This window comes from Shewanella sp. 0m-8, from assembly GCF_052977265.1.
Map to the genome: position 1 here is coordinate 22491 of NZ_JBRIMB010000012.1, position 20093 is coordinate 42583.

The 20093-nt window shown below is 44.6% G+C and carries 19 protein-coding genes; 5 read left to right on the top strand and 14 right to left on the bottom strand.

The annotated features are described in order from the left end of the window. Positions 1-48: 48 nt before the first annotated feature. From ACVBIO_RS08175 to yqfB, 3 genes are all read right to left on the bottom strand, one after another. Positions 49-3159 (bottom strand): efflux RND transporter permease subunit, encoded by a 3111-nt coding sequence (locus tag ACVBIO_RS08175; protein WP_447172375.1) that lies wholly within the window; start codon positions 3157-3159, stop codon positions 49-51. Then, positions 3156-4529 (bottom strand): efflux RND transporter periplasmic adaptor subunit, encoded by a 1374-nt coding sequence (locus ACVBIO_RS08180; protein WP_447162524.1) that lies wholly within the window; start codon positions 4527-4529, stop codon positions 3156-3158. Before ACVBIO_RS08180 ends, ACVBIO_RS08175 begins: the two co-directional genes overlap by 4 nt. A gap of 248 nt (positions 4530-4777) precedes the next feature. Further along, complete coding sequence (gene yqfB, locus ACVBIO_RS08185; protein ID WP_447162540.1) at positions 4778-5092, bottom strand: N(4)-acetylcytidine aminohydrolase; 315 nt, start codon at positions 5090-5092, stop codon at positions 4778-4780. Positions 5093-5320: 228 nt separating this feature from the next. Here yqfB and ACVBIO_RS08190 point away from each other — a divergent pair, with 228 nt between their 5' ends. Then, positions 5321-5569, top strand: a complete 249-nt coding sequence (locus ACVBIO_RS08190; RefSeq protein WP_447162523.1) for a DUF2986 domain-containing protein — start codon at positions 5321-5323, stop codon at positions 5567-5569. Between the two features lie 136 nt (positions 5570-5705). On the opposite strand, the gene ACVBIO_RS08195 is transcribed toward ACVBIO_RS08190, so the two are convergent. Then, positions 5706-7235, bottom strand: coding sequence for an MATE family efflux transporter (locus ACVBIO_RS08195; protein WP_447172376.1), 1530 nt, complete (start codon positions 7233-7235; stop codon positions 5706-5708). A gap of 44 nt (positions 7236-7279) precedes the next feature. Then, complete coding sequence (locus ACVBIO_RS08200) at positions 7280-8113, bottom strand: ion transporter (protein WP_447162521.1); 834 nt, start codon at positions 8111-8113, stop codon at positions 7280-7282. Between the two features lie 210 nt (positions 8114-8323). Here ACVBIO_RS08200 and ACVBIO_RS08205 point away from each other — a divergent pair, with 210 nt between their 5' ends. Beyond that, on the top strand, positions 8324-8839 hold the full coding sequence (locus ACVBIO_RS08205; protein ID WP_447162520.1) for a L,D-transpeptidase family protein: 516 nt from the start codon (positions 8324-8326) through the stop codon (positions 8837-8839). A gap of 219 nt (positions 8840-9058) precedes the next feature. Beyond that, positions 9059-9619 carry a VOC family protein gene (locus tag ACVBIO_RS08210; RefSeq protein ID WP_447163409.1) on the top strand — a complete coding sequence of 187 codons (561 nt, stop codon included), beginning with the start codon at positions 9059-9061 and terminating at the stop codon, positions 9617-9619. A 130-nt stretch (positions 9620-9749) separates the two neighbouring features. Here ACVBIO_RS08210 and ACVBIO_RS08215 read toward each other — a convergent pair whose 3' ends face one another. The 6 genes from ACVBIO_RS08215 to ACVBIO_RS08240 form a co-directional block, all read right to left on the bottom strand. Next, positions 9750-10211, bottom strand: a complete 462-nt coding sequence (locus tag ACVBIO_RS08215; protein WP_447163410.1) for a MarR family winged helix-turn-helix transcriptional regulator — start codon at positions 10209-10211, stop codon at positions 9750-9752. Continuing rightward, positions 10177-11202, bottom strand: coding sequence for a DUF2955 domain-containing protein (locus ACVBIO_RS08220; protein ID WP_447172377.1), 1026 nt, complete (start codon positions 11200-11202; stop codon positions 10177-10179). The genes ACVBIO_RS08215 and ACVBIO_RS08220 overlap by 35 nt, the downstream gene beginning before the upstream one ends. 23 nt (positions 11203-11225) lie before the next feature. Continuing rightward, the gene (locus tag ACVBIO_RS08225) at positions 11226-12275 is read right to left on the bottom strand and encodes an HlyD family secretion protein (protein ID WP_447172378.1); all 1050 of its coding nucleotides are present in this window, start codon (positions 12273-12275) and stop codon (positions 11226-11228) included. Positions 12276-12697: 422 nt separating this feature from the next. Beyond that, positions 12698-12943 carry a hypothetical protein gene (locus tag ACVBIO_RS08230; RefSeq protein ID WP_220762826.1) on the bottom strand — a complete coding sequence of 82 codons (246 nt, stop codon included), beginning with the start codon at positions 12941-12943 and terminating at the stop codon, positions 12698-12700. Positions 12944-13007: 64 nt separating this feature from the next. Continuing rightward, positions 13008-14069: an alpha/beta hydrolase family protein gene (locus tag ACVBIO_RS08235; RefSeq protein WP_447162515.1), complete on the bottom strand. Its 1062-nt coding sequence runs from the start codon at positions 14067-14069 to the stop codon at positions 13008-13010. Positions 14070-14315: 246 nt separating this feature from the next. Next, positions 14316-15230, bottom strand: a complete 915-nt coding sequence (locus ACVBIO_RS08240) for a M14 family metallopeptidase (RefSeq protein ID WP_447172379.1) — start codon at positions 15228-15230, stop codon at positions 14316-14318. 221 nt (positions 15231-15451) lie between these two features. Between ACVBIO_RS08240 and ACVBIO_RS08245 the strand changes: the two genes are divergently transcribed. After that, a complete protein-coding gene (locus ACVBIO_RS08245; RefSeq protein WP_447172380.1) occupies positions 15452-15832 on the top strand; it encodes an STAS/SEC14 domain-containing protein in 381 nt (126 codons plus the stop codon). 138 nt (positions 15833-15970) lie between these two features. Here the strand turns inward: ACVBIO_RS08245 and lolE are convergent, their stop codons facing one another. The 3 genes from lolE to ACVBIO_RS08260 all read right to left on the bottom strand — a co-directional run bounded on the left by lolE (position 15971) and on the right by ACVBIO_RS08260 (position 19206). Further along, positions 15971-17224 (bottom strand): lipoprotein-releasing ABC transporter permease subunit LolE, encoded by a 1254-nt coding sequence (lolE, locus tag ACVBIO_RS08250; protein ID WP_447172381.1) that lies wholly within the window; start codon positions 17222-17224, stop codon positions 15971-15973. Beyond that, positions 17221-17919, bottom strand: coding sequence for a lipoprotein-releasing ABC transporter ATP-binding protein LolD (gene lolD, locus ACVBIO_RS08255; protein ID WP_447172382.1), 699 nt, complete (start codon positions 17917-17919; stop codon positions 17221-17223). The genes lolE and lolD overlap by 4 nt, the downstream gene beginning before the upstream one ends. 63 nt (positions 17920-17982) lie before the next feature. Beyond that, on the bottom strand, positions 17983-19206 hold the full coding sequence (locus ACVBIO_RS08260; protein ID WP_447162628.1) for a lipoprotein-releasing ABC transporter permease subunit: 1224 nt from the start codon (positions 19204-19206) through the stop codon (positions 17983-17985). A gap of 238 nt (positions 19207-19444) precedes the next feature. Here ACVBIO_RS08260 and ACVBIO_RS08265 point away from each other — a divergent pair, with 238 nt between their 5' ends. Further along, complete coding sequence (locus tag ACVBIO_RS08265) at positions 19445-20053, top strand: hypothetical protein (RefSeq protein ID WP_447162627.1); 609 nt, start codon at positions 19445-19447, stop codon at positions 20051-20053. Positions 20054-20093: the final 40 nt, after the last annotated feature.

The window sequence follows — 20093 nt, forward strand, 5'->3', positions numbered from 1 at the left end:
CTAACCACAAGGGTTAGCGCCTTTTTAGCATCTATCATTACAAGCTGATTAGGCCTTTATTTCCTCATCTTTCTGACTAAAACTGACCTTGCCAAAATCGTCTAGAATCGCGTAACAGGCCGGGACCATAAATAGCACTAGCGCGGTAGATGCAAAAATACCAAATACCATAGAAACCACCAAAGGCTGTAATACCTGCGCTTGAATACTGGTTTCAAGTAACAGTGGCAACATGCCCGCAGCTGTGGTTAGAGACGTAATAAATACGGCTCTGAAACGCTCTTTGCTAGCACTCACTACCGCTTGATGCACCGATTGGCCCTCTTCTACGTGAAAACGGATATATTGCACCAGCAATATCGAGTCATTGACCACCACCCCGGCAAGTGCCACAAAGCCAAGTATCGACGGCATGCTCATGGAATATCCCAGTAACAGATGACCCCATAACACGCCAATTAACCCAAGCGGAATAACGGCCATGACCACTAATGGTTCAATGTAGCTCTTAAACTGCAGGCTTAAAATGGCAAATACCGCTAGCAAGCCAACAATAAAGCCACTTGCCATTGAGTTTTGGGTGGTCGCGCTCTCTTTAACTTCACCTTCATAGCTGACACGAATACCGGGATAGCGCTTTTTAAGCTCAGGTAATAGCTCATCTTTAAAGGCGTTATTGATTTCGCTAGCGTTGGCTAAGTGAGTATCCACTTCGCCAGTTATGGTGACAAATCGCATGCCATCGAGGCGAGAGATCTTAACGTAGCCTCGTTGCCACTCAAAGTTGGCCACCGCAGACAGCGGTACTTGCTCGCCTGCGCTACCGATATTGATTGGGAAGTTCGCCAGATTTTCAAGCTTAGCGGCATCAATTTTATCTAGCTGTACATCGATTTGAATGCTCTCTGGCCCCACTTGAATGGTATCGGCTGTTTGATGAAAATAAGCGCCACGAAGCTGGCTCGCTAACATCATGCCGTTTACGCCAAAGGCTTCTGCCCCCGGTTTTAAAGTCATTAAAATCTCGGCTTTACCCGGCCTCATACTGTCCATCACGCCTGAAACACCATTAAAGCCTTGCAAGTATTGCTGCACTTCAATCGCCGCTGATTTAAGTTCGTTTAAGTTGTCACCGCGCACACGAATTTCAATCGCGCGCCCAGCAGGCCCCATCTTAGGCTGCTTAAAGACGATGGCAATCGGATCGACCATTTCGCCCACGCCCTGCTGCCATTCTCTGATAAAGGTGCTCATCAGTGTTTGGCGCACTTCAGCGCTGAGCAAGTCAACTTTTACCGTGGCAACATGGGCACCACTTTCACCGGCATCGGCGTTAAAGTTAAAGCGCTCAGTAATATGCTGGATAAGTTGTTGTCCGTCTTCTTTATCGCTGTATTTATCACCTAGCTGTTTAGCAACGCTGACCACTCGATTAACCACAAACTCAGTTTGCTCAAGCGTTGCACCCGGCGGCAAGATAATCCGCGCTTCGGCTACATCGCCGTCAAGCTCAGGAAAGCCGATAAACTTAACCGCGCCGCCAGCTGCCAGCGAAATAGAGATAAACAATAAGCTTATCACTGAGCCCATAAACAGATAGCGCCATTTGATCACCCACTCTACCGCCGCCACTAATTGTACCGTTCTGAAATGCTCAAACTGTTGGTTAAATTTTTGTTTGAAACGACTGGTTTTACGCTCTTTGCCTTTGGCGGCATGGGCCAGGTGGTTAGGCAAAATCAAAAAGGCTTCGACTAAACTGACAGTCAAGATAAGCAGTAACGTTTGCGGAATAACCCTAAGCACTTTGCCCATATCGCCTTCCATAAAAGCGATGCTGGAGAAGATAAATACCGTGGTTAAAAAGGATGATATGACCCCAGGCAATACGCGCTTTACCCCTTGAATAACGGCGTCAGTTTTACTCAAACCTCGCTCAATATGGGCCGCTATAGATTCGGCGATAACAATGGCATCGTCCATCATGATGCCGATTGCCATTAAAAAGGCCACCAGCGTCATAATGTTAATCGTTAAGCCAACTTGCGCCATAAAAAACAAGCTGCCCATAAAGGCGACGGGTAAGCCCATGGCCACCCAAAATGAGTAACGTAAGCTAAAAAACAACCACATACACAGGAACACAAGCACCACACCTTGCAAGCCATTTTCAATTAGCATATTAAGGCGATCCCACAGCAATGAACTTAAATCATTGGAAGTGCTAATGGTGATCCCATTGGGAGTGCGCGGTTTCTCAGCATCTAAAAAGCCGATGACTTCCTCTTTTAGTCTTAATGAATCTTGCGACTTATTCTTAAACACAGTCAAAATTGCGGCTTGTTCACCATCAAAGCGAATGCTCTCTTCATCAAGCTCGAATCTATCGGTAATGGTGGCAATATCACCAAGCCGTACGACTCCGCCCTGAGCGTCTGAGCGGATCACAATATTGGCAAGACGTTCGGGCTGCACTTCACGCTGATCGAAGCGAATAAGAATATTCTTACTTGGCGTCTCAACCGTGCCGCTAGGTAGCTGCACGTTTTGTTGTTCAATCTGTTTGGCTACATCGGCCACACTCATGCCTAGACGTTTAATCGCGCCGAGTGAGATCTCAACCAACAATTGGTGCGATGAAAAGCCCGCGATCTCCACTTGCCGAATACTGGTATCTAGCTTGAGTCGACGCTTTAAGTCTTCGGCGTAGGCTTTAAGTTCTGGCTTGCTGGTCGACGCTGACACCGCAATATCGATAATCCGCTCGTTAAAATCTAACTGTTCAACAATTGGCGGTTCAATTTCTGCCGGAAAGTCTTTAATTGCCGAGATCTTAGTTTGTACATCAACAAGGCTGCGGCCAATCTCAGCTTTATCGTCAAGCTTAAGTGTCATGCGAGCAACGCCTTCTAGCGCGTCACATTTGGTTTCAATAATACTACCAAGGCTATCGACGGCATCTTCCATTCTAAGGCAGAGGTTTTCTTCCACGTCTTGAGGGGATGCCCCGGGTAGGATCACTTGTGCACTGATGAAGTTTTTAGAAAACTCAGGAAAGGTCTCTCGCTTAAGCTGAGGCAGCGCCTTAATTCCTAGAATGATAAACGCCAACATCAACAAGGTCGTGGCGGTGCGATGACGGACAAAGAAACCGATCACGGCTTAATCTCCGCTTTGTTAGTTTCCGACTGCTTAGTGTTCGCTTTATCCGCGTTGTCGACATTAGCGTCATCAGTTTGAGTGCGCAGCGCCATACCGTTCACCGCCGGAATAAGGTCGGTTAACACTAACTTCATGCCATCGACGAACTCACCTTGCAGCGCCGCTTGACCTTCTTGACGAAAAAGAACCTGAACATCAATAAGCTGTAAGCGATTTTCTTGGTTCATGATATAGAGTTTGTCACCGTGCAGCGCGCGTTCTGGCACCATCCAGTAATCACGTTCTCCGCCTTTAATTCGTGCACTGACAAACATGCCGTTTACCAGCGGTGGCGACTGACCAATTTTAAGCTCACGGTACTGCTGCTCGACCTGCAATACCACACTGACAGTGGCTAATGTGGGGTCAACGGTTTCACCAATACGGCTGATTTTAGCCGGCCAGCTAAAGGAGTAAGTGGCTCCCTTTAAGTTGATCTCTGCGCTTAGGCCTAACGCTTCTGCGCGCGGTAATTGCATCTCTTGCCCTTGTGGCTTGTTGACGGTTTTCATCAGCGTCATCACATCGCCGAGTGACACTTGGGCTTCAACCTCCATGACCTCGATACCATTAATGCGCGCCAACACTTGCTGCGGCGACACCACTTGATTATTTTCGATATTCACCTCAGCCACGCGGCCCTCAAAAGGCTGACGTATTTCGGTTTTAGCTAGTTGGCTCTGAGCCTCCTCTTCACGGGCAACCGCTTGCTGTAATTGCGCCTTAAGAATATCGGTCTCATTGGGCATGAGGTTTAAGCTGTTATCTAATTCTTGTAATTTTTGCTGTTGAGCCAATAGGTTTTGTCTTTCGCCATCAAGCTCAGATTGTGAGATAAGGTTTTGCTTACGCAGTGTCTCTTTACGCTTTAAATCTGATTGCACTAGATCATAGCGATTGTTTTCAATTTGTAGCGATAGTTGTAAGTTTTTAAGCTGTAGGCCTTTACCGGCAAGCTGGCCTTCAAGGGCTTTACGGTCTGCCTGGGCTTGAGACAGTCGAATTTGATAATCCAGTGGATCGATAGACAGTAAGAGCGTGTCTTTTGGCAGGATTTTACCCACAGCGAGATCGGGATGTTTATATACCACGCGCCCGCCCACTTCAGGCAGTAACTGCCACTGAATTTTAGGACTAACACGCCCAAAGGCGTCGACCTGTGCCACAACAGGGACTTGCTTTAACTCAATGACCTCAACCAGCTTGCTCGGTTCGGCCTGTAATTCAAGTGGCGGATGACTACGTAGCTTAACCACTAAGATGAGCACCACAACACCGACCGCCACTGCTGGGAAAAAATACCACGGCTTTCCGTTTAAGCTAGACATTACCACTCTCCTCCATGGAAACCATGTTTGTTCTGTTTTTGAATCTTGCTGGTTAATCACTGGCGATACAAAACTGCGTTATTCACTTGAATGACGCAGTCTACTGGCTGCCGTTAGCTTTTGCATGGACTATCGTTATTCAAAAACCAGAGTTTTGAATAACAGCACACTACGAAAAATTAACCCGATTGCGGGCAATGTTTATTGAACTAAAACGTTAAGGATAAAACTGGCAAAGATAAAACGGATTAAACCAGACTAAAACGGATCATATACATTGAAGTGATCCCTGGATATATCTGCCTAATTAAGGTTTTAAGCTCTGCAAGACTCATATTTTCTTGGCTAGCATGGCTGTCATCTAAGTCATCATAAGCCACTTTTTCAACCGACAAGATATCCAGCTCACCGTAACAGCGACCATCTTCTAGATTTGACACGCTAACGCGCTGGCCTGCCTGATAAAAAGACTCTGACTCATCACGCAGTGTAATGGTTTTTTTGCCCGCTAAAATATCGACCTCAAAACGGCTAAAGAAGGTGATCTTATTCGGTGGATTCATCATGCTATCGATACTCTCTGCTGCATCACAATTGATGCTTTGTCTTTATTTTAATTCGAAGCGGCTCGTGGATACATGTTTTTGTATCAAGCAGGGTAAAATAGTCTATTACGCTGAATGAAATACTGCGGTAGCAGTCACGCCCCGTTTAGGGTAAAATCCGCATCCGATTTCTAGCTTGGCGCACAATGTGCCACAATTGTCATATAGGCATATCGTAGAGAACTCATGAACAGAAAACAGAAGATGATCAAAAAGACCGCAAAACGTGCTAAGGCTCGCCTTAACAAGCACACTGCGCCTACGATCAAAAAATATGTGTCTAAAGCTGAACGTGCTGAGCAGCAAGCTAAACTTGTTGCTGAAGAAGCTGCCCAGCAAGAAGCGCTTGCAGCAGAAGGGACGACTGAAACTGATGCGGCCACTAACGACGCACCGATAGCAAGCAACGACGAAAAAGCGGCGCCTGCTAACTAACTTTTACCAAATGTAACGTTTACCGACGGTGTCACTTTTACCCAGTGTGTTTGTTATCACTGGTATCTGTTATCGCTTGTATTTGTTGCTTAAAGTATCTGTTACTAAGAGTCTTAGTTATCAAGACTAATTGAGCTTATTTGGTTGAAACCTTCTCTTCTTGTCCACCAATAAGCTCAGCCACTTTGTTACTGGCTTCATTATCTTGCTCTTCATTGACCATGGCCATATTGGCACAAGATGAAGACAAAGGATTTTGACTACTTAAGCTCAACTCCTCATCAAACTCAGTTTTATCTTCCTCTATCTGACTTTGAGCCCTATAGCGCCCACTAACGGCAGTTATTGCTTGAACCTTATCAACCAATCTGTAAGCGACGATAACACCCAATACACCAAATATAATCGAGCCGATAGCCTGACCAACCAACACGCCGTATACGCCTCCCCACTGTGCACCAAAATACACAAATGGAATCGTGCCTAACGTGGCCTTACCCACATTAAACAAGGTTGAGTACTTAGCCTTGCCCAGGTTATTAAATGAGGCGTTGGCGACAAACAATATGCCAGAAAAGATAAAAAACACCGCAATATAGGAACAGAAGAATAAGATAAGCTCTGCCGCATTACCTTTCATATCAAACGCGCTGACAATTTGATGACGAGTCAAGAAAAGCAGCAGTGAAACCCCAAGTACGTATAAGGTACAGAACTGAATCGCTCGGGTCAGTGACTCTTTCACCCGTGTAAATTCTAGTGCGCCAAAGTTTTGCCCAACAATGGGGCCAACAGCACCTGATAACGCGAAGATCATGCCAAATGACACCGGAATGAGTCGCCCAAGCACAGCCCAACCAGCAACATAGCCATCGCCAAAATCGGCAATGGCGCGCGTTACGACTCCATTTGCGATAGGGGTTGCCACGTTAGTGAGCATTGCAGGACCTGCAATAGCAAAAATGGGTTTTAAGTCTTCAACAAAATGTTCAACATTAAAGCGGCCCAGTAAGTTGTGTTTAACCACCACACCTCTTGCCGCTACCGCAAACACGGCAATACGTGCCAATACAGAGGCTACCGCCGCGCCTTCTATGCCCATGGCAAACATAAAGATAAAGATCGGATCAAATACCGCATTAACCCCGCCACCAATAAGTGTTGATACCATAGATAACTTAGCATCACCCACTGCGCGCAGCGCACTACCTAGCGCCATTGCAAGGCAGATAAACGGTAACGATGGTACGACAATATTCAAGAAGCTCTCGGCTAGCTTAGCTGTTTCTCCAGTTGCCCCCACTAGGCTCAATAACTCCGGAATAAACATGTACACCCAAAAGGCAACAAAGATACTCACTAACAGCGTGACAACGAGACTATTTAGCATTAGCCGTTTAGCTTTTTCAACTTCTTTGGCGCCAATTGAGCGCGACACTACAGCGCCAAGTGCTATCGATAATCCAATGCCAATTGAGGTGGTAAAAAAGGAGATGGTACCTGCATAACCAACCGCCGCCGCTAGCTCTAACTCACCAAGAAAACTGAGAAAGAAAAGATCTAATAAATCGACCACAAACAATGCCGATATACCGACAGCGGCGGTTGAACTCATCACTAAGATGTGGCGTAAAATCGATCCCTGTACAAACTTGGCTACAGCCATAACACCTCTTAGCCTTTGGCTAATCCTTTAACATTGATGATTTTTTACAGGTCGGTCTCTAATTCGCTGCCACAATGATCACAGTATAGAGCATCCGTTTCATGCCCAACCTTCAAACAGTTACTGCAACGTCTTAAATCACGCGTGCGCCCAATCTCTTGTGAGATCTCTGCGGTTAAAATCCCCGTAGGAATAGCAATAATGGAATAACCCAGCAACATGGTAAATGCGGCAATTGCTTGGCCTAAAGGAGTCTGTGGCGTGATGTCACCATAACCTACCGTTGTGATGGTCACAATGGTCCAGTAAATCGATTTAGGAATTGAGCTAAAGCCATTATAAGGCCCTTCAACCACATACATAATTGCGCTCAACACAACCACGATAAGGCTTACGGAGAAAAAGAAGATGAATACCTTACGGCTCGACTGCATCATTGCGCGCAGCAGCAAATTTCCTTCGCTTAAATAACGTAATAACTTTAATACTCTGAAAATTCGAAATAGACGCAAGATCCTAATGACCATAGTGAAACTTGCACCAGGGAAAAACAACGCTAAATACGTCGGTAATACGGAAAGCAAATCAACAACGCCATAAAAGCTCTTGGCATAACTCAGCGGCTTAGCTGAGCAGTAGAGTCTTAACAGATACTCTATGGTGAAAATAACGGTAAATCCCCACTCAATAGTGACGATGATATCACCGTATTTTTCGTGGACACCTGCGACAGTATCTAAGAAAACTAACATCACGCTTAGCACAATACAGACCATCAAACTGATATCAAAATAACGACCAGCAGGCGTATCGGTACCAAAAATAACCCGGCGTAATTTAAGTTTTAGTATACTTTCTGACTCTTTATCGGTTGCCATTGTTACAGCAAATCCTTGCGCATATGGCGAAGATTTAATCGAGTAAAATTGATTAATCAACGCATTAAAATAAATGATATCAATAGTGTGACACGCATATAGAGATAGCTCAAAAATAATCTTAGCTTTTAGCGTCAACACTCACCGATTTTTAGGGTAATATGACCCCCATATTTGACTCTGTTTTAGCTTATTGACTCAAGGTTTTTCATGCGCGTTATTGTTTTATCACTCAGTTTATTATTGCTTATCTTAAGTAGCCTCTTTTCACCGGCCACAATAGCGAGCGCTATGGTCAACGGTAAAGCCGATCTAGTTATCGTGACAAAGTCAGAAGCGAGTATGTCGCTGTTGCGCCAAGGTAAGGTGATAAAAAAATATCGCATTGCTATGGGTGACAATCCTGTTGGGCATAAGTTAACCGAAGGCGACCAGCGCACGCCAGAAGGGCGTTATTTATTAGACTACAAAAAGTCTGATAGTGCTTACTACCGCGCGATTCATATCTCCTACCCTAATGATGAAGACCGTTTACGTGCCGATGCGCTAGGCATTAGTCCAGGCGGGCAGATCATGATCCACGGTGAAAATCCTAACTCTAGCTTAACCCCTGAAGAAGCCCAGATGTATAATTGGACCGATGGTTGTATCGCGGTCACCAATGCAGAGATGGATGAACTTTGGCGCGCGATTGATGAAGGCACGCCGATTGAGATCTGGCCCTAAACATGGTTAAACACTCGCTTCTTTAAGTAGATAAGTTTATTTAAACAAGTAGCTTCTTTAAACAGGCAGCTTCTTTAAACAAGCAGTTTATTTTTACAAACAGCTGCTTGATAAATTTGCCTTCTTTAAGTGATAGCCATTTTTATCCAGTAGGGTTCTGCAAACATTAGTCACACATAATTTCAAAATCCCGTGCCCTTTCACCTTTAAGGCCCAAGCATGACATACCAAGAATTAATCAATAGCTGGACGACATTCAGCCAACAAGTACAAGCATTTACTCAAGAGTTAGGCCTAGAGCCTCTATCTTTAGAGTGTGACCATACCGCGCTCAGAGTGAACAGTAACCAAAGCGCTGATGGGCTGAGAGCTGAGTTTGCTAAGGTTGGTAATATCATTTCAGACAACATGATTAACGGCCGCCCGATTTTGATTATCGAACTCACCACGCCATTAATGATGGGCACGAATGCCATTGAGTGTGTTGAGCTGCCTTACCCTAGCGACAAAGTCTACCCAACTGAAGGCTGGGAGCATATTGAACTGGTACTCGATTGTAATGCTATAGATTGCGATACATTGGCTCAGGCACTGCTCAAGCAAGCGCCACAGCTAGCCCCAGTATTAGCTGGTGAAACTGACATAAAAGTTAAAATGAGCTCCCCAAAAGGCGATAAAGAGCGCCTTGCGAACCCGACCATTGCGTTTAAAAAAGACGGCATTTGCGTCAAAGTGCACGCTCACGGCATTAAAGCGGTGATTGCATCGGAAGCGGAATAAAGCGCTAAATTTATAGACTCAATGGAGAATCCTAGGTTCTAGGTTCTAGGTTCTAGGTTCTAGGTTCTAGGTTCTAGGTTCTAGGTTCTAGGTTCTAGGTTCTAGGTTCTACAAAGTTTTAACCCATTAGTTAGTCATTTGCCAAAAAAACATCATCTTTTACCAGCTTACGGCAAAGCACTAATATCGTTTCTCTCTCCTGAGCAGTTAATGGCGCGTAAAACTGTTCAATAATTCCTGACAATATAGCGCTAGCCTGCTCTTTTACCTGTATGCCTTTATCTGTAATCGCTAAATATTTCGCTTTTTTATTTGTTTCATGTTTATAGCTGCTGATTAATTCGCGCTTAATGCAGTTATCAACTAGTCGCTTAGTCGCCGAGCGTTCACGCAGTAGGCTTTCAGCTAACCCTTGCTGCGGCATCTCGCCAGCATGGGCTAACACTTTAAGCGCACCTAACATTTCCAGACTAATGCCAAGCTTTGCCGTCAACGCTTGGTTAGCCAAGGTTCTAAATTGTTTATAAGCTAGTCCCATCATAAATGACGTACTAGCTTCAAGCTCCGGCACCATTTTGCTCGTCTGTGACATTGTGTTCTCTTCTGTTAGATAGCTGAAATAATAGGAATAATATACCTAATGTTAGCGCCAGTTCCCACGCTCTAAGTAAAATACTCTCCAACCCCATACTAGCGGTACCAATATAAAGTTGGATTGGTAGGACTGTCGCTAAAAGCGCATCGCCATGAAAGTCTCGTAACGCTTTTTCGGCTGTGACCATCTGGGTCGCAATCAAAAAAATAGCCGCGCCAACAATAAGCGTATAGTAACTGATAACCGCTTGATGGCCTGCAAGTAAAACGCTCACTATCACAGCAATGGCGCAGCCACCTACTTGAGTGATGAAGCGGCGCCTCACCACCTCTTTATAGGCATTGCGATCAATTTGAGTTGCTGCGGCGATGACTGGCACCATACAAAAGGTTGCCGAAAGCAGATTAATGTTCATCAATACCGCAATCCCCGTGCCGATAAGACTCATAGTCACAAGTCTTTGCTGATAGGTGACTTGTTGCGGCTTAAATATCTTAGTCTTAGCGTTTTCCGCTAAGTCTGATACAGGGAAAAACCGAACGGCAACCTTTGCGACACAAACAGTAATCAACATCGATAGAAAAATTTCACCAATTCTATCCGGCATGCTCTGACTACTAAATTGTGAAAAAATGACGATAAGAATCCAATTAAAAACCGGCATTATCATTGCGCCACGCTTAATGGGTGTATCTGCTTTTTTTCGCATCCAATCGACAAACAGTAAGCTAATTGTCCACACAATAAAGGGATGAGACTGAAACAGTTCAACAATCACAAGCGCTATAGATGCACTGAGCAGTGTTGGCGCAAAGGTTTTTACAAGATGACTCCAAGAGTAATCTTTTACTTTGGTCATCACGATTGTTGGATACAGCGCAAGGTAGACCGCAGAGTCAAAACGAAACATTTGGCCAACCAACATACAAAGCGTGATCACTAAGGTGATCCTAATGGCTTCATTTCTTTGCATTGCGTTAGAAAACATATTCGAACCTGACTTCAAACCTGTTAATACACATAGTGAAAGTAACTAACTAAGCTCATCCAGATCTTAGCACTAGCATCCACCAGCCAATTACCGTTTATCACCATCACACTGGCTCGAGAGCCTGAAATCAATTGCTTATTTAGATCATTAATAGTAATTCGAGTTCGAATTTTTTGCTGTTCCCTGATCCAGCGATCGCTATTAGTGACCTCGGCTAATTGATTGCTCATGCTCGATTGATCGTAAATGGCGCGATCCTGATTAATAATTTTTCCGTAAAAGATGTTACCAGGCAATGCATCGAACACAATCATCACAGGAGCGTCAGCTTGTATATGCTCAATGCCATTTTCATTGAAGTCTGCACTTAGCCAGCTGTCATGCTCATTTACAACAAACATGGCCGTCGCACCCGCCGCGACATAGCTTCCAGTTTGAAGTTGTAAATTACTTACCGAACCCGCGAGTTGCGCTGTAACCTGTGTATGTTCAAGCTCTAACTGAGCTTGAGCTAACTTTGCTTTGGCAAGTTCAATTGCGGCATTATCTTGTTCAGTGGCAAGCTCAGCTTTAATACGCTTCACATCTGCTTTGGCTGCAGACTCACTGCTCAATGCGACGTTATAGGCTAACTCGGCATCTTCTAGCGCTTGCTGTGTAACCGTGCCCTGCTTTAATAACGATTGATAACGCTTCATCTTACGGGTTGCATTCATTTTCTCTGAGCTGCGCTGGGATATAACCTGCTCAGCCGCAACTAACTCTTGCCCCTTGGCAGAGTTATCCTCTAATGCTTGATTAAGCTCAGCTTGGGCCTGTTTTACCGCAATCAGGTACTGACTTTGAACAATTGCAAATAATGGCTGCCCCTGAGTCACTTGCTGGCCATTCTCAACGTAGACCTGAGTAACCCCCCCCGAAACTTCAGCGGCTATTGTCGCCACGTTCTTATGTACAGCAGCCTGTGTGGTGAAAGGGGCGATATTGTCTGTTGTGACCAAAAATAGCGAAAACAGTACGGCTAAGCTCAGTACTGCATAGCTAATATATTGGTATATTTTGTCTTTCATCTTCTCTCCACAAACATCACTTGCTCTAATTCCAGCATCTTTATTCGTTGGCCATAACGGGCTTAGCTGTTAGGTGTTAGGTGTTAGGTGTTAGGTGTTAAGCCTTGCTTCAACAGACTCATGAGTTGAACAGCCAGTTAACTTGCTACTTAAAAACTATTGTTGCACATACAACAACTGTGAATTCTAGACTAATTTTGTTGCATAGGCAACAATGGTCTTGCTAAAGTTTATTTTCTAGGCATTAAAAAACGCAGTCCCCCTGATTTCAGGTAATGGCTGCGTTTTCTTTTTTTAAGCTATGTTATAACTCTGGCTTGACGCCGCGCCTTACTCAAACTATTGATATGACCACATATTAAACACTTCCACCGCGATACAGATGTCTCAATTACTGCTAGCGAGTCTGAAGTCAGTTTAACTTAGCCTGCAAACCTTACTTTTGCGCGGCTAAATGCTCGGTAAAACTCAGAAACACTGCAAATAGCCAGAGCGAAGCTGACCACTAACTCAGGACGCTCAGGCGCAGTACTCAATGCTTGTAATAACGGCTCAGAGCGATAGATAAGATGACCGAGTAATCGACCTGTATTGAAGACACTCGCAATAAAAATGATTGGACAAATGATTAAGCCAAACCAAAACCAGAACTCGTTAAATACTCTCATTGCGCATTCCTTGCTACTTTGTGTTGATGGTTAATGCTCGTATTATGTTAATGCTCATTTTAAATTATAGGTATTGCTGAAACCAAGAGACTACCTCTTGGTACGCTTGCTCTTTATTGCGGGTTAAGCCGTGATCATCCTTATCATAAACAACCAGCTTATGACTCAAGTTATGTTGCTTCAACTTCTCGGCAAATGTAATTGAGTGACTGACATCGACTCGCCTATCATCACTGCCATGTAACAACAGAATGGGGACATTAGTCGGTAACTTATCGACCCACTTAATCACCGATCGCTTGTCAAGTTCAGCGGCTTTATTTTGACGATAGTCTGGAATACGTTTTTTATATACACGCTCCATATCAGGGCGCTGGCTAAGACCAGCTAACAGATCTGTGCTCCCGGCTATCGTCACTACCGCTTTAATATTTTCAAGCTGCTTTAATACTAGATAGTTTTGCATTCCCCCTCGACTCCAGCCAAATAGGCCAATACGCTCTGAGTCTGCACCAGCAATACTCGGAATATAATCAATCAAGTGAGTCACATCTTGTATATCTTTACCGCCAAATTCGTCCTCGACACTTACTCGGTCAACGGCTTTTGAGCCCGATTGAGAAAGGAGCTGAGCGCTATAGGAGCCCCTATATTGGCTGCCAATAATCACAAAGCCTTCTTGCGCGATGGGAAAAAGAGTGTGCATCATAGCGCTGAAGCCTACCCGGCCAAAGTCGCCGTTGCCACCGCGGTTAAAAACCACCACTGGTAAAGGTTTTATTGAGAACTTGGGTTTAATCACAAAGCCATCAACTGGAATGCCATCGACCATATAGGTAAACGTGCTGCAAGCTAATTCGCGCTGAGCATAATTAAATTTATGCCGTGGATATCGAGCTTCGAACGAGCTCATCGCATGACTTATCTGTTCTTGGGTATGGTAGTGCGGTTGGTACCTTTGCTTTACCTCTTTTTTCCACACATCGTAACTGGAGAATGTCCCGCTGAAGCAACCCTGCTGCTGGGTAACCTTGGGGTTTTCAATAAGCACCGATGAATCGCCGTTCAAGGGCGCAAGTACTGAGAGAGATAAAGCAAAAGCTGAGGTAGCTAAAACTATGCTCATTCGCAAATTTCCTTTTGCTGTTTTTTGTCATTATTATCGCAATCAGGTTAACTGAAAGTGACCTTTTACTTCAAATACATTTCTTCAAGCAGATGAAAATACAGGCATAAAAAAGCCTCATCTATATGACGAGGCTATTGTGCTAAAGCCGCATTTTTACTGCAAAATGCTAAACTAGAGCCTTAAACTAGAGCCTTAAACTAGAGTCATAAACCAAAGCCTAGGGTCACAGCTAAGAAGCAAAAGCTACAGGGTTAGCAAGTAATCCAGTCCACCGGTTATCGCAGCGACCTGCGCCACAATGCAGTTTTCATCATCTGATAATGGGCTATCAGGGTAGACTTCTGTTGTGGTGACATATTTTGCATCTGTCACGCCCGCGCATAAACCTAACGCTTTAGTCGCGTAATTAATCACGCCAAACTGAGCCAGATCAACACCAATTAACTTACCGCTGTCATCGGCTGGAGCGATATGAGTCACCTGCTCTACTGCTGTTATCATTTCCGTTTGAAACGCATCTTGTGGATTGATGGTATCGCCTACCAGATAGAATCCGTCTGGAATATTCCAGTTAGTGTGTTCTACCGCGTCACGCGCTGCTAATGCCGGTCTAAATTCACTGTTATCGGTATCGGTGGTTTCGTGTAGGTCAATATGGGCAAATATCTCCACCTCAAGTTCTGCTAACAGCTTAATTAACGCTGCCGACTCTTCTGCAGGGCTATCTGCATAGAACGAGCGATTAGGATCAATAGCTTTCGGGTTCCAACGGTTAATGGTTTCATAACCCCAAGGGCTAATACACGGTGCCACTAAAATATTAAAATGCTTTGCATATTCTGCCGCTTTCGTTTCAACAAAACGAATCGCACCTTGAACGCCGCTTGTCTCGTAGCCATGCACGCCACCGGTCACTAAAATAGTCACTTTGTTGTCATCCCAGTTTGGCGATTTAATGGCAAATAGAGGATAACGTGCAGCATCGTATGACAGCGCGCCATACTGCTCGACGTTAAAGCAGTCTTTAAGCGCTAGAATTTTACTCAGCACTTCATCTTGGTATGAGCGTTTAACCGACTGAGCATTAAACCACTGGTTTTTTTCTGCATCGCCCCACTTTTGGCCTTTGACACCAATTGAATATGCTTGCTGATCCATTATTATTCCTTTTGGCTTGGTTTTCGCTCCAAGCTCTTCTATACCTAGTACCCAAATAACACCTGATTTTTATAGCTAAACAGGCGAAATTAAATTGCCCGAAAGCATAAACGTGATATTCATCGATATCAATGCAGTTGTCTGGATTAGTTTTCATGGCGCGAGTGATATCAAATCAACAAATACTGTATGACGCGCATTATCTAACAAGGAGAGTCTATATGAATGCACTAAGACACGGTTTCTCTATCGGCATAGAGAGAGTGAGTGACGAGTTTTACTTAACCCTAAAAGCCAAAGGTAAGCTTACCCATAGCGATTACCTCGCGATTACCCCTGTCATTGATTCCGCCCTATCGGAGGTCAAACAGCCTAAGATTAAAGCCCTGTTTGATGCGACAGAGCTTGAAGGTTGGGAGCTTAGCGCTGCTTGGGATGACTTTAAACTCGGACTTAAACATGGCAATCAATTTGTTAAAATAGCCCTATACGGCAATAAAGGTTGGCAAGAAACCGCTACTAAACTAGGTCGCTGGTTTGTCGCAGGAGAAATTGAATTCTTTGAAAATGAGGATGCTGCGTTGACTTGGTTACATGAATAAGCTTTCTAACACCTTATTGCCCTAGATTGCTTACCTTTTTTGACTCGATAGTTGCCGAGATGGTAAAAGATAAGCCAAAAATAAAAACGCCAGCATCTGCTGGCGTTATTTTTGTCTTTATAGAGCTGATAATCAGTATTACCTACCAGCCAAGGCTCTTGCTGGCGGAGTTTGGCTCGCTTTCCATGCGGGATATAAGGTTGCAATAACACTCATTATAAAGGCTAAACAGACAACCGTTACCACATCACCGCTTTTTAGTTCAGAGGGTAAGAAATCAATAAAATACACATCCGCCGATAACAGCTGAACGCCTAATACCGATTCTATCGTACGTGCTATAGCGCTTAAGTTAAGTGAGATCATGACCCCTAATACGCCGCCAATGGCACAGCCCAAAATGCCATTAAAGGCGCCTTGTACAATAAAGATCAGCATGATTGATGCTTTTCTCATGCCCATGGTGAGTAAGATAGCAATTTCAGATTGTTTATCTCGCACCGCCATTACTAAGGTCGACACAATATTAAAACACGCCACCGCAATCACTAACGCAAGCACCAGATACATCACCATACGCACTAGCTGGATATCTTGGTATAAATGGCCTTGAGTACGAGTCCAGTCAGAAATATACACATATTGCTGCTGACTATAACCTAAATCTCTTATCAATCTTGGCGCTGCAAATACGTCATCAACTTTAATACGCACGCCCGAAACACTGTCACCTAAATTCAAGGTCTTGGCGGCATATTGCATCGGGATATAGGCTGTGGTCATATCTAGCTCACCGCCAAGTTCAAAAATGCCCGAAACCACAAAGCGATGACTTTTAGCCGCGCCAATCTTACTTTGTGACTGGCCATTGATATTAGGCATATACAAGCTTAATGACTGACCTACTTTTAAATCTAAACTCTTGGCTAAACCTTTACCTAAAACGATATTATTGCTGTTTTGCTCACTTAGGCTCTGCCAGCTCTTAGCTGACATAAATTGCTGAATATTTGATACTTTCGATTCGGTTTCGATATCAATACCCAGTACTGTTAACCCTTGAAAACCACCGACTTTTTGCACTAAGCCCTGCATACGCACAAACGGCGCGGCGGCAGTGATCCCCGGCACTTTATTGGCATCACTGACAATTGATTGCCACTGATGGATGGGCTCATTGACACCAATTAACTCACCATGTGACACCACGCCTAATAAGCGATGCTCTAACTCTTTTTCAAAGCCGTTCATCGCCGATAAAACCACGATAAGCACGGTTACCCCGAGCGCGATCCCCGCCGTTGAAGCAAACGAGATAAAGTTAATAAACCGATTTGACTGACGCGCTAAATAGAAGCGCCAGCCAACCCACATAGCTAACAGACTTCTCATGCAGTGAATTCCTCGGCTTGCACCAAGCGGCCATCCTTCATATGCAGCTGCCTATCCATTCTTGCCGCGAGGCTTTGATCATGAGTCACCACAACAAATGCAGTGCCCAGCTGCGCAGCAAGTTCAGTGATAAGCTCATATACGGCTTCGCCGCTATTAGCATCGAGATTACCGGTTGGCTCGTCTGCGAGCACTAACTTAGGATCGTTAATCAAGGCTCTGGCAATTGCTACCCGTTGACGCTCACCACCGGACATTTCTGCCGGAGTATGGCTTAACCTATGCCCTAACCCCACCCGCTCGAGCAATGACTTGGCTTTGGCTTCAACCTGTTTACGACGTTGACCTTGAATTAACGCAGGCATAGACACATTTTCAAGCGCAGTAAACTCAGGTAATAGATGATGAAATTGATAAATAAAGCCTAAATTTTTATTTCGGATCTTGGCTTGGCGCTGACTCGATAACTTATACAGGTCCTCTCCAAGCATAGTGACGGTGCCGCTGGTCGGGCTATCAAGCGTCCCCATTATATGTAGCAAGGTACTTTTACCCGAGCCAGAGCTGCCGACAATAGCCAGTTGCTCACCTTTAAATACTTGTAAGTCAACATTATGCAAAACCTCAGTATCGACAGAGCCTTCTTGATAACGCTTGCTGACACCACTGACTTGTAGCAATAATTCTTGATTCATTGTTAACTCGCTATTGTTACTTATTCTGTTCTTATTCATATCGCCGCTTACTCGTATGTTTGCTTACTCATACCTAAGCGCGGTAGCAGGCTGCACATTAGCTGCTCTAATTGCTGGGTAAACGGTGGCTACCAGTGTTATCACTAATGTACCAACCACAATCCAGGTTAATTGACTCAGCTCTAATTGCACCGGCAAATTTTGCCCGGCTCCCAAGATAGAGATCCCTAAAAGCTGAGTAATCATATTGAGGTTCAAGGTTAACAATACACCAACAGCAACGCCTGATATCAAACCAATAATCGCGTTAAGTGAGCCTTGGATCATAAAAATCCCCATCACGTTCGATGTGGTTAAACCTTGTGTTTTGAGAACCGCAACGTCAGTGGTTTTATCAACCACCATCATCACCAAGGCAGAAACAATATTAAATGCAGCAACGGCGATAATAAGACTGAGCATTAAAGACATCATGTTCTTTTCCATCTTTACCGCCCCGAATAAATGTCCGTAGGTATCTCGCCAATCTGTTGTCGTCACGGGCGTGGCAAATTGGTTAATCACTTGAGGCGCCATTTTTGCGGCGTTAAAGGGATCATCTAAATACAAACGCAGCTCTTTAATTTCACCCGCTTTTTGTCTCATCAAACGCTGCGCGTCATCATGATGAACATAGGCAAGGGTCGCATCGACTTGTGAACCCATTTCAAAAACACCGGCCACAGTAAATTTACGCTGGCTTGGCACGGGCCCCAGTGGCGTATACACCACACCATCGCCGCTCAACACTCGAATTTTATCGCCGGGAGCAACATCGAGCATTCGGGCTAGCTCTGCACCTAGGATGATGCGGTATTTTCCAGATTCTAGTGCGTCAAAATCACCGGAATAAACCTGTTTTGTGGTATTAAGTAAGCTTTTTTCTTGCTCAGGATAGATCCCATAAACCTGCGCGGCGCCTATATTACTCGGCGATTGCACCATGGCTTGAGTTGAAATACTGGGGGTAGCCCCAATCACACCGGGAAGTTCGCTCAGCTTGATGACTTGCTCTGGCCAATCAACAATCGCTGTTTGCGAATGCACAGTTAATTGCGGCACTGCGCCTAAGATCCGCTGTTTAAGTTGACCTTCTAGGCCATTCATGACTGAGCTGACCACAATCAATGCCGCGACACCAAGTAAAATCCCAGAGACAGCAAAGATGGTGATAAATGATGCAAATGCATTGGATTTACGCGCTCGCCAGTAGCGATAACCAATATAAAACGATAATGAAAAATTCATTAAAAAACCCAAATATAATCGACTTAAGCTGAGCTCAATAGCCACGGTAATTAACTGGCTAGCCCCCATTCAAATGGAATAACAGATCCCCAGCGCTTCACAAAAAACCTTAATATTTCCTCAATATCTTTTCAATACTGCTCAAATACTAAGACATTTGCGTGTCTAACCTTGCTAAATCATAAAGATGCGCACGATAATAGGTGTATTAGCCCCCTAAAAACAAGAGGCAAAAGCCTTGTTAACCGACTCTACAGCCTATTTTAGTATTAATCATCCATTTGATGTCTATTTGAGTCCTTGGGATAGTGCTAAACCACTGCCATCACCAGCGCAACTTGGCATGATGCTGCCTACCAGCCTGCAGTTGATTAGCGATGTTAAAGCCCTTGAATCAGATTGCCTTATACAACTGCGCCACCTCGATGATGAAGCAAAAACGGTGGTGGAATTTTTAAAGTTGCAGTCTCGAAAAATTGACATGGTATTGCAACACGTCATGGCCAAAGAGGAATATGAGGGAACTCGCTATACCGGCAGTCATTTCGGTGGTAGTGGCATTACCCTTGTTAGTGCTGCGCCAATTGAACTTGGGCAAATGTTTCAAGTGACATTACACATCAAAGAGGAGCTCGTGGCCCTTCTATGCCTTGCAAAAGTGAAAAGCTGCACCTTGCTTGAAGCTGATCCACAAGTTAATTCTGAAACCGCCTCACAAGCTAGCGCAGCCCAGTATGCCTGCGAACTAACCTTCAGTGTGATCCAAGACAGTGATGTAGAACAACTGGTGAAAGCCAGCTTAAGCATACAGCAGAGGCAACTAAAACTGCGCAAGTTAGCCCGCTAAGACAAACATAATTTTCACTGGCATGAGTTGAGACAAGCCT

Excerpts from the sequence above, each read along its gene's own strand:
- ACVBIO_RS08180 (WP_447162524.1), bottom strand. The coding sequence starts at position 4,529 with ATGTCTAGCTTAAACGGAAAGCCGTGGTATTTTTTCCCAGCAGTGGCG.
- yqfB (WP_447162540.1), bottom strand. The coding sequence starts at position 5,092 with ATGAATCCACCGAATAAGATCACCTTCTTTAGCCGTTTTGAGGTCGAT.
- ACVBIO_RS08190 (WP_447162523.1), top strand. The coding sequence starts at position 5,321 with ATGAACAGAAAACAGAAGATGATCAAAAAGACCGCAAAACGTGCTAAG.
- ACVBIO_RS08195 (WP_447172376.1), bottom strand. The coding sequence starts at position 7,235 with ATGGCTGTAGCCAAGTTTGTACAGGGATCGATTTTACGCCACATCTTA.
- ACVBIO_RS08200 (WP_447162521.1), bottom strand. The coding sequence starts at position 8,113 with ATGGCAACCGATAAAGAGTCAGAAAGTATACTAAAACTTAAATTACGC.
- ACVBIO_RS08205 (WP_447162520.1), top strand. The coding sequence starts at position 8,324 with ATGCGCGTTATTGTTTTATCACTCAGTTTATTATTGCTTATCTTAAGT.
- ACVBIO_RS08210 (WP_447163409.1), top strand. The coding sequence starts at position 9,059 with ATGACATACCAAGAATTAATCAATAGCTGGACGACATTCAGCCAACAA.
- ACVBIO_RS08215 (WP_447163410.1), bottom strand. The coding sequence starts at position 10,211 with ATGTCACAGACGAGCAAAATGGTGCCGGAGCTTGAAGCTAGTACGTCA.
- ACVBIO_RS08220 (WP_447172377.1), bottom strand. The coding sequence starts at position 11,202 with ATGTTTTCTAACGCAATGCAAAGAAATGAAGCCATTAGGATCACCTTA.
- ACVBIO_RS08225 (WP_447172378.1), bottom strand. The coding sequence starts at position 12,275 with ATGAAAGACAAAATATACCAATATATTAGCTATGCAGTACTGAGCTTA.
- ACVBIO_RS08230 (WP_220762826.1), bottom strand. The coding sequence starts at position 12,943 with ATGAGAGTATTTAACGAGTTCTGGTTTTGGTTTGGCTTAATCATTTGT.
- ACVBIO_RS08235 (WP_447162515.1), bottom strand. The coding sequence starts at position 14,069 with ATGAGCATAGTTTTAGCTACCTCAGCTTTTGCTTTATCTCTCTCAGTA.
- ACVBIO_RS08240 (WP_447172379.1), bottom strand. The coding sequence starts at position 15,230 with ATGGATCAGCAAGCATATTCAATTGGTGTCAAAGGCCAAAAGTGGGGC.
- ACVBIO_RS08245 (WP_447172380.1), top strand. The coding sequence starts at position 15,452 with ATGAATGCACTAAGACACGGTTTCTCTATCGGCATAGAGAGAGTGAGT.
- lolE (WP_447172381.1), bottom strand. The coding sequence starts at position 17,224 with ATGAGAAGTCTGTTAGCTATGTGGGTTGGCTGGCGCTTCTATTTAGCG.
- lolD (WP_447172382.1), bottom strand. The coding sequence starts at position 17,919 with ATGAATCAAGAATTATTGCTACAAGTCAGTGGTGTCAGCAAGCGTTAT.
- ACVBIO_RS08260 (WP_447162628.1), bottom strand. The coding sequence starts at position 19,206 with ATGAATTTTTCATTATCGTTTTATATTGGTTATCGCTACTGGCGAGCG.